The 13,274-nt window shown below is 66.2% G+C and carries 15 protein-coding genes; 7 read left to right on the forward strand and 8 right to left on the reverse strand.

The window, feature by feature from the left end; all coding sequences use genetic code 11:
• Positions 1 to 16: 16 nt before the first annotated feature.
• Positions 17 to 1,732 carry a rhomboid family intramembrane serine protease gene (locus CV102_RS05560; protein WP_148856896.1) on the reverse strand — a complete coding sequence of 572 codons (1,716 nt, stop codon included), beginning with the start codon at positions 1,730 to 1,732 and terminating at the stop codon, positions 17 to 19.
• A 288-nt stretch (positions 1,733 to 2,020) separates the two neighbouring features.
• On the opposite strand from CV102_RS05560, the gene CV102_RS05565 reads away from it, so the two are divergent.
• Positions 2,021 to 2,320: a DUF7130 family rubredoxin-like protein gene (locus tag CV102_RS05565; protein WP_148856897.1), complete on the forward strand. Its 300-nt coding sequence runs from the start codon at positions 2,021 to 2,023 to the stop codon at positions 2,318 to 2,320.
• A gap of 39 nt (positions 2,321 to 2,359) precedes the next feature.
• On the forward strand, positions 2,360 to 3,259 hold the full coding sequence (locus CV102_RS05570) for a ketopantoate reductase family protein (RefSeq protein WP_148856898.1): 900 nt from the start codon (positions 2,360 to 2,362) through the stop codon (positions 3,257 to 3,259).
• Positions 3,260 to 3,350: 91 nt separating this feature from the next.
• Here the strand turns inward: CV102_RS05570 and CV102_RS05575 are convergent, their stop codons facing one another.
• Together CV102_RS05575 and CV102_RS05580 are read right to left on the reverse strand one after the other, a co-directional pair.
• Positions 3,351 to 3,707 carry a NifU family protein gene (locus CV102_RS05575; protein ID WP_148856899.1) on the reverse strand — a complete coding sequence of 119 codons (357 nt, stop codon included), beginning with the start codon at positions 3,705 to 3,707 and terminating at the stop codon, positions 3,351 to 3,353.
• Between the two features lie 70 nt (positions 3,708 to 3,777).
• A complete protein-coding gene (locus CV102_RS05580) occupies positions 3,778 to 4,095 on the reverse strand; it encodes a DUF5783 family protein (protein WP_148856900.1) in 318 nt (105 codons plus the stop codon).
• Positions 4,096 to 4,259: 164 nt separating this feature from the next.
• On the opposite strand from CV102_RS05580, the gene CV102_RS05585 reads away from it, so the two are divergent.
• Complete coding sequence (locus CV102_RS05585) at positions 4,260 to 4,643, forward strand: hypothetical protein (RefSeq protein ID WP_148856901.1); 384 nt, start codon at positions 4,260 to 4,262, stop codon at positions 4,641 to 4,643.
• A 231-nt stretch (positions 4,644 to 4,874) separates the two neighbouring features.
• Positions 4,875 to 5,630, forward strand: coding sequence for a PHP-associated domain-containing protein (locus CV102_RS05590; protein ID WP_148856902.1), 756 nt, complete (start codon positions 4,875 to 4,877; stop codon positions 5,628 to 5,630).
• On the opposite strand, the gene CV102_RS05595 is transcribed toward CV102_RS05590, so the two are convergent.
• Entirely contained in the window at positions 5,627 to 7,222 is a 1,596-nt protein-coding gene (locus tag CV102_RS05595) for a DHH family phosphoesterase (RefSeq protein WP_148856903.1), read from the reverse strand. The genes CV102_RS05590 and CV102_RS05595 overlap by 4 nt on opposite strands.
• A gap of 89 nt (positions 7,223 to 7,311) precedes the next feature.
• The gene (locus CV102_RS05600) at positions 7,312 to 7,665 is read right to left on the reverse strand and encodes a hypothetical protein (RefSeq protein ID WP_148856904.1); all 354 of its coding nucleotides are present in this window, start codon (positions 7,663 to 7,665) and stop codon (positions 7,312 to 7,314) included.
• A gap of 226 nt (positions 7,666 to 7,891) precedes the next feature.
• Here CV102_RS05600 and CV102_RS05605 point away from each other — a divergent pair, with 226 nt between their 5' ends.
• The 3 genes from CV102_RS05605 (at position 7,892) to CV102_RS05615 (ending at position 10,538) form a co-directional block, all read left to right on the forward strand.
• Complete coding sequence (locus CV102_RS05605) at positions 7,892 to 8,761, forward strand: NAD(P)H-binding protein (protein WP_148856905.1); 870 nt, start codon at positions 7,892 to 7,894, stop codon at positions 8,759 to 8,761.
• A gap of 71 nt (positions 8,762 to 8,832) precedes the next feature.
• Positions 8,833 to 9,516 (forward strand): DUF4166 domain-containing protein, encoded by a 684-nt coding sequence (locus CV102_RS05610; RefSeq protein ID WP_148856906.1) that lies wholly within the window; start codon positions 8,833 to 8,835, stop codon positions 9,514 to 9,516.
• Positions 9,517 to 9,593: 77 nt separating this feature from the next.
• Positions 9,594 to 10,538: a YndJ family transporter gene (locus CV102_RS05615; RefSeq protein ID WP_233710637.1), complete on the forward strand. Its 945-nt coding sequence runs from the start codon at positions 9,594 to 9,596 to the stop codon at positions 10,536 to 10,538.
• 4 nt (positions 10,539 to 10,542) lie between these two features.
• Here the strand turns inward: CV102_RS05615 and CV102_RS05620 are convergent, their stop codons facing one another.
• From CV102_RS05620 to hemC, 3 genes are read right to left on the reverse strand one after another with little or no spacing between them, the layout of a single operon-like run.
• Positions 10,543 to 11,286, reverse strand: coding sequence for a uroporphyrinogen-III synthase (locus CV102_RS05620; protein WP_148856908.1), 744 nt, complete (start codon positions 11,284 to 11,286; stop codon positions 10,543 to 10,545).
• 5 nt (positions 11,287 to 11,291) lie between these two features.
• Positions 11,292 to 12,119 carry a uroporphyrinogen-III C-methyltransferase gene (cobA, locus tag CV102_RS05625; RefSeq protein WP_148856909.1) on the reverse strand — a complete coding sequence of 276 codons (828 nt, stop codon included), beginning with the start codon at positions 12,117 to 12,119 and terminating at the stop codon, positions 11,292 to 11,294.
• Positions 12,120 to 13,256: a hydroxymethylbilane synthase gene (gene hemC, locus CV102_RS05630; protein ID WP_148856910.1), complete on the reverse strand. Its 1,137-nt coding sequence runs from the start codon at positions 13,254 to 13,256 to the stop codon at positions 12,120 to 12,122.
• Positions 13,257 to 13,274: the final 18 nt, after the last annotated feature.

Below are 13,274 nucleotides of genomic sequence, written 5' to 3' on the forward strand. Positions count from 1 at the left end.
TTCGAGCGCAGATCCTTCACGACGTATTCGTAATCGAGGCGGGGCGGTCTTCGACCCGGAGTCGGTCACCGTTTTCGTCCGGTGGTTCGTCGTCGTCGTACGTCTCTCGTTCGGCAACGGTGACGCGCGTCTCGCCCGATTCCGCGACGATCGCTCCGTTCTCTCGGACGAACGCGATTTCGTTCGCCGTCACCAACTCGTTCTCGTCGGGTATGGGAGCCCGCTCGACGGTCCCGTCGTGCTCGACCTCGAGAGAGAACTCTCCTCCTTCAGCGACGAGTGCGATCCGACGATCGTCGACGATCGGTTCGGCTTCGACCGATCCCGACTCGAAGGCGTGGACGCGTTCACCCTCGTGTTCGAGGTGGACGTGATAGGCGGTCTCGTTGCCGGCGACGTCCCAGCCGGTTCTGTCTACGTCGACGATAGATTGCCAGCCCAGGCCACCGACGGTGACGCGTGCGTCGCCGTACGCCCGGAGTTCGTCGGCTGACAGCGCTCGATGCCAGGTGTGTCGGTTCTCGTTGACGACGATGACGCCGCTGGTCGTCAGATCGGTCGTCTCGCCGAACAGGGTCAGGTCGACGTACGAAACCCGCTTGTCTTCGGTCTCTTCGGTGTAGAAAACCGTGTATTCGTCCACGGCGAGTGCCCGGTCACGGTCGTCCGACTCGACGGCGACGAGGTTGAGCGGGACGGCAACGAGACTCATCACCACGAGCAAGGCGAGGAGAATCGACACCACCGCCGATCGGCGCGTGATCCGGCCGTAGATCGGTCGGTCGGTCGCGCTCACTGCGACCGTGATCGCCAACGAGAGCGCGAGCACGGCGATGACACCGAGTGCCCCGTAGAGCACGAACGTCTCGGGACCGCGGATCCACCAGAACGTCCAGAGCGACAGCCACAGTCCGGCGAGAACCGATGCAATCCACAGTTCGAGCGGATCCGGGCGTTCGTTTCGACGCCACGCCAGAAGCACCCCGAAGAGGATGCCGATAAGAAAGCCGAGGATGTGTCCCTGAACGGCCGTCCCCGACCACCACGGCTGGGCGAACTCGACCGTCGTTTCTGCGACGACGACCGGCTCGGCGAGCGTGTTGACGAGCGCTCGTACGCCGCGGCGGGCTACCATCGCGACGATCGTAAGAAACGGATAGTGTACGAGCGTGAACCCCATGAACGCGAAAACGACGCCCGAGAACCCGATAACCGGTCCCCAGGAGAATAGCGCGGTCGCCAGGCCGACGAGAAAGATCGCCCCGGGAAAGAGTACGAACGCACGGATCCACGGATTCGTCCACCGTAACTCGAGTGCCGGTCGGGAGTCCGGAGTCGCTTTTCCTTCGTGGGCGTAGTGTCCCCAGACGTATTCGGCCAGCGGCGCGAAGACGAGCGCACTCGTGAGGTTGTTCAGGAGGTGACCGGGATGTGAGTGCGAGAACGCGGCAAACAGCACACCCATCGGATACAGGTACGACGAGGCAGTGAACGCCATCGTCACAGGTCGGTCCCAGTGCCAGAACCCTCCCTGAACGAAGAGATACACCGAGAGCACGCCCACGATCGTGAGTATCGATCCCCAGGGAACGCCCAGGAGAAACCGCTCGCGAAGCGTGCGACTCCACCGTCCCTGCGGTCGAATAATTCGTCGGAGGACGAGCAGCGACACCAGTAGCGAGAGCAGAACCGCGAGTTGCCAACTCCACGCCGTGAAACCGTCCCACGCCATAGTAGCCGTCATACCGTGACGGTAGTTATCGCTGTTCTGCGGGCTGCTGAACTGTCGCGGTTGCTGAAATCAGGTCGCGAGACGAGTGCTGATGCCGTTTGCAGCGAGACGGACGATACAGCTTCTGCTCACTCAGTTCTGTCCACCCACATTTTGTATCGCGATTACTGGTTTATGGTTTCGTTCAGTCGCGATTCGAGAAGATACTATGACTGTCCCGAAATCGATTAAACCGGGCGTTCTGGCCCCGTACTCCCTTTATACTGATGCAGAATGTTAGGATGTCACATGGCCGAAGAGCAAGAACCACCGCGTCTCGGATTCGGCACGGAAGTGTATACGGAAGATGGAACGAAAGTTGGCCGTATTCGCGGGTTCGACGAGGAGGGGTTCTACGTGACGGTTCGGGACGGTCTCGAGGGGATGAGCGTCCAGCACGTCCGATCGGGCAAGAATCTCGGCGAGGCGGAGCTGATGTGGCGCTGCCTCGAGTGCGGTGAGATGGGGGATCTCAAGGACGACCTGCCCGAAAACTGTCCGTCCTGCGGGGCCGAACGGGAGGAGCTGTACTACTGGACCGAGGACTAGGACGAAAACAGTTTTTACCGCACTGGATCACCTGTCGGCATGGATATCGTCGTTTTCGGGGCCGGAAGCCTCGGGAGTCTCGTCGGCGCCGCCCTCGCGCGTGAGCACGCGGTGACGCTCGTTGGACGCGCGGACCACGTCGACGCGATCCGCGAGAACGGGCTCTCTCTCGGGGGCGAACTCGAGGCTGAAGTCGAGCCGCGGGCGACGACCGACGGCGAGGGACTCGCGGCCGAACTCGCCGTCGTCACCGTCAAATCGTTCGACACCGCGGCGGCCGCCGAGACGCTCGCGACGGGGTCGTTCGACGCCGTCCTGTCGCTCCAGAACGGGATGGGAAACGAGGAGACGCTCGCTTCCGGACTCGAAGCCGCCGTTCTCGCGGGGACAGCGTCCTACGGTGCGATCCTCCGGAAGCCGGGTGTCGTCGAGTGTACCGGAGTCGGCGAGGTCGTGGTCGGCGACTGGCGAGGCGGTCGCTCACGGGCCGCCGAACGGGTCGGGGACGCGTTCGCGTCGAGCGGTCTCGAGACGACCGTCTCCGACGAGATGCCCCGACGGCTGTGGGAAAAGCTCGCCGTCAACGCCGGGATCAACGCCGTGACGGCGCTGACGGCCACGCAAAACGGTGCCGTCCTCGAGACGCCGGCGAACGATCTCGCTCGCGCCGCCACTCGCGAGACGGCACGCGTCGCTCGTGCGGAGGGGGTGGAACTCTCGAACCGTGATGCACTCGCTGCGATGGAACAGGTCGCCGGAGAGACGGCCGCGAACACGTCCTCGATGCGCCAGGACGTGCTCGCCGATCGCCGGACCGAGATCGACGCGATCAACGGCTACGTCGTCGATCGAGCGGCAGAGTGGGGGCTCGAGGTGCCGACCAATCGCACGCTCACGACGCTCGTCCGCGCCTGGGAACGCGGCCGTGGGTGCAGGTAGCGCGGCGCTACGGGCCGCGAAAACGCGCGGCGTGACGACTATTCGTCCGTAAAAATGCGAAGAGAAAACCGCTGCCCAAGCGACGACCCGGTTAGAACGGCGCTTCGGGGCCTTCGTCTGCCTCGCCGTCGTCGACGGTCTCGCCGGGGAAGGAGGGACTCATGCCGCCGCCCATATCGTCGCCACCCTCCATACCGGTGTGAGCGTTGACCTTCTCGATTTCGGGGATCTCTTTGACCATCCGGCTCTTGATCGCCTGGATCGTCATCGGCGAAATCCCACAGCCACTGCAGGCGCCGCCGAGCGCGATCGTGACCTCGCCTGTCTCGCGGTCGAGGTCCTGAATCGCTGCGCTACCGCCGTGCATCTGAATCTGCGGGAAGTTCCGTCGGAGGAAGTTCGCGACGCGGTCCTCGAGGTCGTCTCCGTCCTGGGTTTCGGTGCTCATGTATCGGCGTTGGGGACGAGACTCCCTAAACCTTCCGTCGTTCCCGTTCGCCCTCGTTGCGCGGGACGGTTCAGGCAAACCCGAAGACGCGCTCGAGTTCGGATTCGATCTCCTCGACGTGGATCTCCAGGACTTCTTCGAACCGCTCTTCCTCGACGAGGACGCCGGTCACTCGATCGTACGGATCGTCGGGGAGCTCGACTCGGAACTCTCCGTCTCCCTCGTAGAAGGGTTCGCTCTCGTTCAATACCTGCTGGTCGATCGCGTGTACGAGTTCGGAGTCGTACCGGTCGTTCATCCGGTTGAACGCGTTCTTGTACGCCTGCTGGAGTTCGGGAAAGTAGTTGGCGTACTTGTCTTCGAATTTCTCGGGATCGAACTCTGCCATACTCGATACGAGCGCGAGCGAAGACAAAAGTCGGACGATCGGACGATCGCTCGTGTACACTCCGCCAAACCGGTCAAACGAATGACACGGTAGGGGTATCCTACATACGGAGGATGAGTATGCAAGCGGAACCGACACACCCACCACTGCGATAGCGGTCCACAATGTATTCCGATCAACATCCCATTCCACTGGAGGCACTCCCACCGGAATGGGGCCCTGTCGAGTGTTGCGACGGCTACCTCGCGTACCGTCACACTCGACTGCCGATCGAACTCATCGCGGATCGCACTCCCGCCGATGGTTCACACCCCGGACTCGGACTGGGCTACTGCTGGGACCTCCAGTACCGGTACTCACTCGAGGATCGGTCGATCACCGAGATAGTTGGTCGGGTCTCGACCCGCCAGGCCGCAGTCGACGGTCTTTTCGAGTGTATGTCTCGCATTTCCGACTCCGTCGAGAACCCGTCGGATCCGGTCGAGATACTGGGCATCCTCGAGGGCGTCGGTCTCACGGACTCCGTTCCGGACGGCTGGTCGACGTAGCGAGTCCGTACGGCGCGCTCGAAGCGTCGGCAACTGATTCTCTACCCCGAGAATTCTCAGCAGTGGGTCCTCGACCAGTCGTCACTGGATACCCCGTTCGTGTCGGCGAACGCCGATCGATAAACCTCATATTACGATACGAAAAACCGCGTTCTCTGCCGTCGACCGCCGTCGGAGCGCTTATGCGATCGTCCGGAGTATCGTCTGTAACGGATTTCCCAGTACGGTCCCATGACATCTCAGATCCCCTTCGCCATTGACTTCCACGTCCACTCGGACGACTCCTACGATGGTCACGAACCGATCGAGCTCGTTCTCGAGCACGCGGCCGACATCGGACTCGACGGGGTCGTTATCACCGATCACGACGAGATCAGCGAGTCCCTCCGGGCTGCGGAACTCGCCCCCGAATACGGGCTCGTCGGCATTCCGGGCGTCGAGGTTTCGACGCGGCACGGCCATCTGCTCGCGATCGGCGTCGAGGAGCGACCCGATCCCGGTCAGCCGTTCATGGACACCGTCGAGACCGTCCGCGAACTCGGCGGTGTCGCGATCATCCCCCACCCCTTCCAGCGAAGTCGCCACGGCGTCCGAAAGCGCCACATCCGGGATGCCGACGCGATCGAGGTCTACAACTCGATGCTCTTTACCGGCTACCGAAACCGTCGCGCGCGGACGTTCGCCAGGCGGCGCGGCTACCCCGAGATCGGCGCGAGCGACGCACACTACCTGCCGAACGTCGGCCGTGCCTACACCGAAATTCTCGTCACGCCCGACGAAGCGAACCCGACCAAGGCGGACATCGACGGGGACGACCTCATCGACGCCATCCTCGAGGGTCGCACGCAGATCCGCGGAAAGCGCACGCCGGTCCACAAGAGCACGATCCAGTACGCCAAGGGTGCGGTCCGGAAGTCGACGTATCTGCTGACCTCGCGCGCGCCGCTGGTGCCGACGGTGCCGGCGTCGATGGATCGCTCGAGCTAGGAAAGCTGCTCGCCGACGATTTCGTCGGCGCGTTCGACGAACTCCTCTTCACGACCCGCCGGGACGGTGGCGCCAGCAGCGACGTCGTGACCGCCGCCGTCGCCGCCGACCGCCCGCGAGGCCTCGCCCATCACCTGCGAGAGGTCGAGTCCCTTCCGGACGAGGCTGTGGGTGCCGCGGGCCGAGACCTTGATCTCCTCGTCGGCCTCGTCGTCGCCATCGGTCTTCTCCTCCGCGGCTTCGCCGCTTTGGTTCGCGGAGCTACGCTCCGCGCTCTTCTCCGCGAACGCGAAGATCGGCTTCGATCGGCTGACGCCGTCGTTACCCATCGCCATTCCGGCGACGATGCCGACGATCGTCTCGCGGATGCGGTCGCCGGCGTGGAACCACTGGACGTGTTCCTCCTGGGTGACGCCTTCCGTCGTGACGAGGTCGATCCCTTCCGAGAGGTTTCGACGGTGGTTCCGCAGGAGCGTGCGGGCGCGCTCGAGCGCCCCCTCCCGGTTTCCGAGACAGACCCCGAGACCGACGTCGGCGCGGTCGTACCGGGCCGTCGCGTTGAGCAGCGTCGAGAACTCGCTCGCGTCCCGGAGCTCCGTTCCGACGGGTTCCGCACTGAGGACGTAGCTGGTGCCGACGAGCTGGTCGATCTTGGTCGCGGGAACGCCGCGCGAGACAGCCCGCTTGACGAGCGCGCTCGCGACGGTCTGTTTCTCCTCGCTCGTGAGCGCCGCCCAGCAGCGCCACTCGCCGTCGGACTTGAGATCGAGGTCGAGTTCGTCGAGGAACCGCAACGCGCCGCTCTGGTCGTTCGAGATGCCGGGAATGTAGACGTCCGTGGCGTACTCGAGGAACTTCGGCAGCGGACGAGTCTGTTTGCCGTAGAGCGCGAGGTCTTTGCCGGTCTCGACGACGCCGGCTTCGACGCCCTCCGCGACGATCTTCGCGTTCGCGCCGTGGAGTTCGCCTTCCGAGTCCTGCATATCGCCGACGGCGCCGACGACGGCGAGTGCGGCGAGGTCGCGGTTGTCGGTGCGGGCCGTCGCCGTCCCGCCGTCGGAGCGCCGCTCCGACGAGCATCGCGAACTCCCAGTTCGCTCACCGCCGTCGGCTGCGGTAACCGTTTCGCCGCTATCGGCCGTTTCGTCCGCAACCTCGGCAAGCGCCCGCGCGAGGACGTAACTCGCCCCGGCACCCGAAAGTTCCGAGGCGCCGTTGATTCCGAACAGGAGCGGGTTGAGGTGGAACTCGGTCTCTCGATCGGCCGGCTGGTGGTGGTCGGCGATGACGGGCGTGAACGCGCCGGCATCCTCGTGCTCGCCGATGACGTCTAACTGGCCGCTCCCGAAGTCCGTAAAGAGGACGGTGTCGTACTCGGTCGCCGCGATCCCGGCGATGACGTCCTCGTCGAGTTGCTTCTCGAAGACGGTCTCGAAGGGAACCCCCGCGCGCTCGAGTGTCTGCGCGGCGATCGCGGCGCTGGTCAGCCCGTCGGCGTCGATGTGCGAGGCGAGCAACACGCGATCGCAGTCACAGAGATGTTCCGCGCACGCGATCGCTCGATCCTCGAGTTCGGGAACCGGCCCGGTCATCGGTTCATCGGTCGATGATGGGTCGTCATACGGGATAAACTTCCGGCTTCGGTGACGGTCGCCAGTATTCGGGTCGCGTCTCTCGAGGGTTATCCGGGGGTCAGCGGCGCTTCGCGGAAGAGCAGCAGGAAGACGTTGTTCGCTGCGAGCGCGAGATACACCGCCACCATTGTGCTCACGAACCGGCGATCGATCGGATCCGAGAGAACGTGGCCGAGACCGATCACGATCGCAGCGTAGCACACCGCCGCGAGCGCGACACCCGGTAATCCGAACAGCCCGTAAAAGAGGACGGTGATCGGGTTGAGTTCGGTCGCGTAGGGGACGAGAAAGAAGAGGGTGGCGGCGACCATGTCGATACCCCACAGCGTGAGAAACGCCAGTCGTAGCCCGAGCGATCCCGGCGGATCCAGATCGGTCTCGAAAGCTGAATGTACGTCCATATGGTCTCTAGTAGGTGCTCAGTGGGATTATGGGGACGCCTTGCGAAATCTGGTTGAGACGAAATCACACGGCGTTCACGCTCGTCGGAATCGCTCTCCGAGATCTCTTCCTCGGGCCCTGAAACCCCCTCTAACACACGTCGTGGACGGCAGCGGCATCGAGGCTCCCGTCCGAAAACAGGTAAGCGAACCGAACTGTTATGCGATCGTGGTCGAAGAGAACGGTATGGACGTCCTGATCGCGGGCGGGTCGGGATTCGTCGGACGCTCGCTCTGCGGCGTGCTGATCGAGCGCGGGCACGCGGTGACGGTCGCCTCGCGAACGCCCGACGGAGCCGGACTCCCGGCGGCGGCCGAGACGGTTTCGGTCGACGTGACCGAGCCGCCGCTCGAGGACGCCGTCGCGGGTCACGACGCCGTCGTGAACCTCGTGGCACTCCCATCTCACGTCCAGCCGCGCGACCGGAGCCACGAGTCGGTTCACCTCGACGGCACCCGCCACCTCGTGGCGGCAAGCGAGCGGGCCGGCGTCGACCGGTTCGTCCAGTTGAGCGGCCTGGGCGTCGAGTCGACGGTCGAGACGGCTTACTTCCGGGCCAAGCGACGGGCCGAACGGGTCGTCCGCGACTCGTCGCTCGAGTGGGTGATCTACCGGCCGTCGGTCGTCTTCGGCGAGGGCTGTGCGTTCGTGCCGTTCGTCGAACGGATCGCGCCACCGCTGCTCGTCCCGCTGCCGGGCGGCGAGATGCGCCTCCAGCCGATCTGGGTAGAGGACCTGACGCCGATGATCGCCGACGGGCTCGAGGCGGACCGTCATGCCGGCCAGTGTTACGAACTGGGCGGTCCCGAGCGACTCACGCTCGCGGAGACAGTCACGCAGATCCGCGGCGGCGGGATCGTCGTCCCGATTCCGATGGCGCTGGCCGCGGTTCTCGCGGCCGCCGTCGATCCGATCCCCTGGATCCCGTTCGGCCGCGACCAGTATCGCGTGCTCGCGGAAGACAACACGACGGCGACCAACGACGTGACGGCGTTCGGCGTCTCGCCGGCGTCGCTCCGGACGCTGTCGGCGTCTCTGTCGGAGGAACGCCACTGAATCACCGATCGAGCAATGCACCCGAACACAGTCGAACGCAGTCGATTCGAGACGGCCGGAGGCGACGAGCCGTGACCGGGCTGTTCGAGCGCGAAGTTGGCGAGGGGTGGATCCGACTCCACCCTCGCGTTCGCGAGCGATACGGCCTCGAGTCCGGCGACAGTCGCATCGCGGTCGGCGTCGGCCGGATGGACGAACTCGAGCGCCACCCGCTCGCGCTGCCGGCGCTCTGGCTCGGCACCGTCGACGACTTTCTCTTTCCCGAGGCCGGGACCGACGTCCCGTTCACGATCACGACGGAGCCGTTCGTCGACGCCGCCGGCAACGAGGCGCTGTTTCTCCGACGACGCTTCGAGACGTCGCCGCCACGAACGTTCGTCGACACGCTCCGGTGGAACCCCGCTCGAGGCTGCATCACGGATCTGTTCGGTCGACGCGGTGTCGTCGCCGCGGACCTCCAGATCGAGGCGGCTGAGGGTGCACTGGCGCTTTCGATCGGGACGCAGTGGCTCCGGGTCGGCGAGCGGTACCTTGCCCTTCCCGAACACCTCTCGACCGACGGACGGCTCCGCGACTGGTACGACGACGCGATGGAGGAGTACCGCGTGGCGGCCGAGATCACGAACCCGCTGCTCGGAACGGTCTTCGGCTACGAGGGAACGTTCGAAAACGAGTTCCGTTCGAGGGAGACCGGAACCGACGACCCACCGGAGGCGGCACTCGACGGGATCGACCTGCCAGGTGAGAACGCGTGAGTCGTCTCGAGACCGGGCCGACGGGGTCACGGCCGAACGTCTCGGCGCACGCCTCTCCTCGACTCGCAGGCCGACGCGTGACCGATCTGAGCGCCGCAGCGGGTAGCGTCGTCTGGCTCGCGCTCGTCGGTGCCGTCCGCAGCGGCACGGTCGGACTGACGGCCGTGGAACTGTACGTCGCACTCGCGGCGCTCGTCCTCGTCCCGCTCGGGCTCGGACTCCTCGAGCCGGCTCGAGACGCGACTGCCGGTACGGCTCCGTACACGGCCGCCGTCGTCGGGCAGTTCCCGGCCGCACTGGCGGTCGTCGCCGGACTCGCCGCCCCGCAGGGCTCACTCGTTGCGGTGGCGCTCGTCGTCCCCTGGCTCGGCGTCACGGGATCGATCGCGCTGCTCGGCGTCCAGCGCCTGGTCACGAGACGCGGCGGACCGCTACACGAACTCGCGATTGACACCGCCTGCCTCTACGTCCCCGTGGCCGCCGTCTTCCTCTCCCTGCACGCAGCCGGAATCAGCCTGCGCTTTGCGCCGATCATCGTCCTCCTGACGGCCGTCCACTTCCACTACGCCGGCTTCGCGCTCCCGCTCGTCGTCGGGCTGGCGGGGCGAATCGTCGCGGCCGAGGACGGTCGGGTCGAGACTACGGTTGCGGATCACGTTGCCGCAGCGTCGACGGTCGTGATCGTCGTCGGAATCGTCCTGGTCGCCGTCGGAATCACGTTCTCGCCGCTGATCGAAGTCGTCGCGGTCGCCGTCTTCACGGCAGGCGTGATCGGATTCGCGTCGGTGCTGCTCCGCGAGGTCGTTCCGGCGGTGCCGCGGCTTCCAGGGATGCTCCTGGCCCTCGCAGCGCTGTCCGTTTTCTGGACGATGGCGCTGGCGCTCGCCTTCGCCTACTCGTCGCTACCGGGAACACAAGTACTCGTCACGATCCCGGAGATGGTTCGCTGGCACGGCAGCGTCAACGCGTTCGGGTTCGCGCTGCCGGCGCTGCTCGCGTTTCGGTTACTCCAAAAATCGTGACCACTCAGTCGTGATACGTCGGCGCAGCCGTCTCGACGGTCTCGCAAGCTAACGCGTCGAACGTCGCCTCGTTCGCCACCACGTCGACGTCGATGCCGTGCTCGGCCGCGGTCTTCCGCGTCGGCTCGCCGATGACGCCGACGGTCGCGTCCTCGAGCCCCGCGACCGCTTCCTCGCGCACGCCACGTTCCGCGGCGGCCTCGAGGAAGTGTGCGACCGTCAGCGACGAGGTGAAACAGGCGGCGTCGAGCTCGCCAGCGGCGGCGAGTTCGGCCGACTCGCCGCTGCCTTCGGGACGAACCAGCCGGTAGAGGATCGTCTCGTGGACGTAGGCGCCGGCGGCCTCGAGCCCCTCGAGCAGCACCGGACTGCCGTGATCGCTGCGGGCGACCTCGACTCGCGCCCCGTCGACGTCGTTTGTGAGGGTGGCGACGAGACCGCTCGAGGTGTACTCGTCTGGAACGAGATCGACCTCGTACCCCGCTTTGCGGACGGCGGCGGCCGTCTTCGGTCCGATGGCGCAGACGGTCGCCGTGCCTGGATCCCAGCCGGCGTCCGCGACGAGTTCCGCGCCCGTCTTGCTCGTCAGTACGACGTAGTCGGCGTCCTCGCGGGGAGCGGCCTCGGTGGGATCGACGGAGAGCATCGGATCCGGAACCGGCGTCGCGCCCAGCGAGTCGATCAGTTCGACCGCGCTCGCGAGTCGCTCGTCGTCGGGTCGGAAGACGGCGACGGTGAGGTCTCGCATTCGGATTACACCTCGTCGGTCACGTTCGGTTCGGCGCGGTCGTCCGCCCCGTCGGCTTCGTTCGCGAGGAACTCCATGACCGCCTCTCTGGTCGCGGCGACCTCGCCGATGACGGTCACCGCGGGCGGCTCGATTCCGGCCTCGTCGCGGGCGTCGACGATGGTCTCGAGGGTGCCCGTCGCGACCTGCTGGCCGGGCCAGGTGCCGCGCTCGACGAGCGCAACCGGCGTTTCGGGTGCCATGCCGGCCTCGAGCAGCGCCCTGGTGTAGTCCGGCAGCCGACCGACGCCCATCAGGACGACGATCGTTCCCCCGGTGTCGGCCAGGGCCCCCCAATCGACGGCGGACTCCTCCTTCGTGGGGTCCTCGTGGCCCGTGACGAACGAGACCGACGAGGCGTGGTCGCGGTGGGTGACCGGAATTCCGGCAACGGCGGGGGCGGCGATGGCCGAGGTGACCGCGGGGACGACCTCGAACGGAACTCCGTGATCGGCGAGATACTCGGCTTCCTCGCCGCCGCGGCCGAAGACGAACGAGTCACCGCCCTTCAGCCGGACCACGCTCTTCCCCTCGCGGGCGAGTTCGACCAGCCGCTCGTTGGTCTCTGACTGGGGCGTGCGCTCGCCACCGGCGCGCTTCCCGACGTCCTCGCGACGGTCCTCGGGAAGCATCTCGATGATCTCCGGGCCCGGCAACTTGTCGTGGAGGACCACGTCCCCGGACTCGAGCAGGCGTTTCGCCTTCACGGTCAGCAGGTCGGGGTCGCCGGGGCCGCTGCCGACGAGGTAGACGGTGCCGGGCTTCGGATCCGGATCGGTCGTCGGGTCCCCCATCTATTTCCCCTCGGGCTGGTCTTCCGGCGCGGGTTCGTCCTCGCTCTCGGCCTCCTCGCGGGCGTCGGCGATCAGCTCTGCGGCACCCCGGTCGGCCAGATCGTTGGCGAATTCGCGAGCGGCCTCCGCGTGATGCTCGGCCGGCAGGTCCCGACTCGCGGTCACGGACTCCTCGCCGTCGCGGTCGAAGACGGTCACCGACGTGTGGACGTACTCGCCCTGGAGGACGGCGTAGACGCCGATTGGGGCGATGCAGCCGCCGCCGAGTTCCGCGAGGACGGTGCGCTCGGCAGTCGTCTCGACGCGGCTCCGGGGGTGGTCGATCAGCGACTGGATCTCACGGGCGGTTTCCCCGTCGGTCGCGGTGACGGCGAGAGCGCCCTGTCCCGGCGCGGGAACGAACTTCGAGGCCGGAAGCCGCTGGTAGTCGACGTAGTGGGCAAGCCCGCTGCGCTCGAGTCCGGCCTCGGCGAGGACGATGGCGTCGTACTCGGTCTCGATCTCGCGGCCGAGGGCCTGTTTCTCGAGTTCCGAGAGGCCGTCGAACCACTCGTCGACGTTCTGGTCGAACTCGGGTTCGAAATCGTCGTTTCCGGTGTTCCCCTTGCGTTCCTTGTCCGCCTCCGTCCGTTCTTCGTGTTCCGCCTGCAGCGCGGGGGCGAGCAGCTTCTCGAGGCGCGTGTCGACGTTGCCGCGCAGGGGCTCGACCTCGAGGTCGGGTCGTTCGGACAGGAGCTGTGCGCGGCGGCGCAGACTCGAGGTGCCGACGATCGCGCCCTCTGGTAGCTCCTCGAGCGTCGTGCCGTCGGGTGTCACGAGGGCGTCGCCGGGTTGGCCCCGTTCCGGGACGGCCGCGGTCACCAGCTCCTCGGGCTGGTCGGTCGGCATGTCCTTCATCGAGTGGATCGCGCCGTCCAGTTCCCCCTCGAGGACGCGTTCGTCCAGTTCGCGGACGAACGCGCCCGTCTTCCCCAGTCGGTGGATCAGTTCGTCCCGGATCTGGTCGCCCGTCGTCTCGACGGTCACGAGTTCGACCTCGTACCGTCGGTCCTCGAGCGCCTCTTTTACGAGTGCGGCCTGCCGTCGGGCGAGTGAAGAGCCCCGTGTCGCCAGTCGCAACGTCCCGCGCGTTCTCATGGGCGGTACTCGTCGCCT

The organism is Natronococcus pandeyae (assembly GCF_008122205.1).
Lineage (GTDB): Archaea > Halobacteriota > Halobacteria > Halobacteriales > Natrialbaceae > Natronococcus > Natronococcus pandeyae.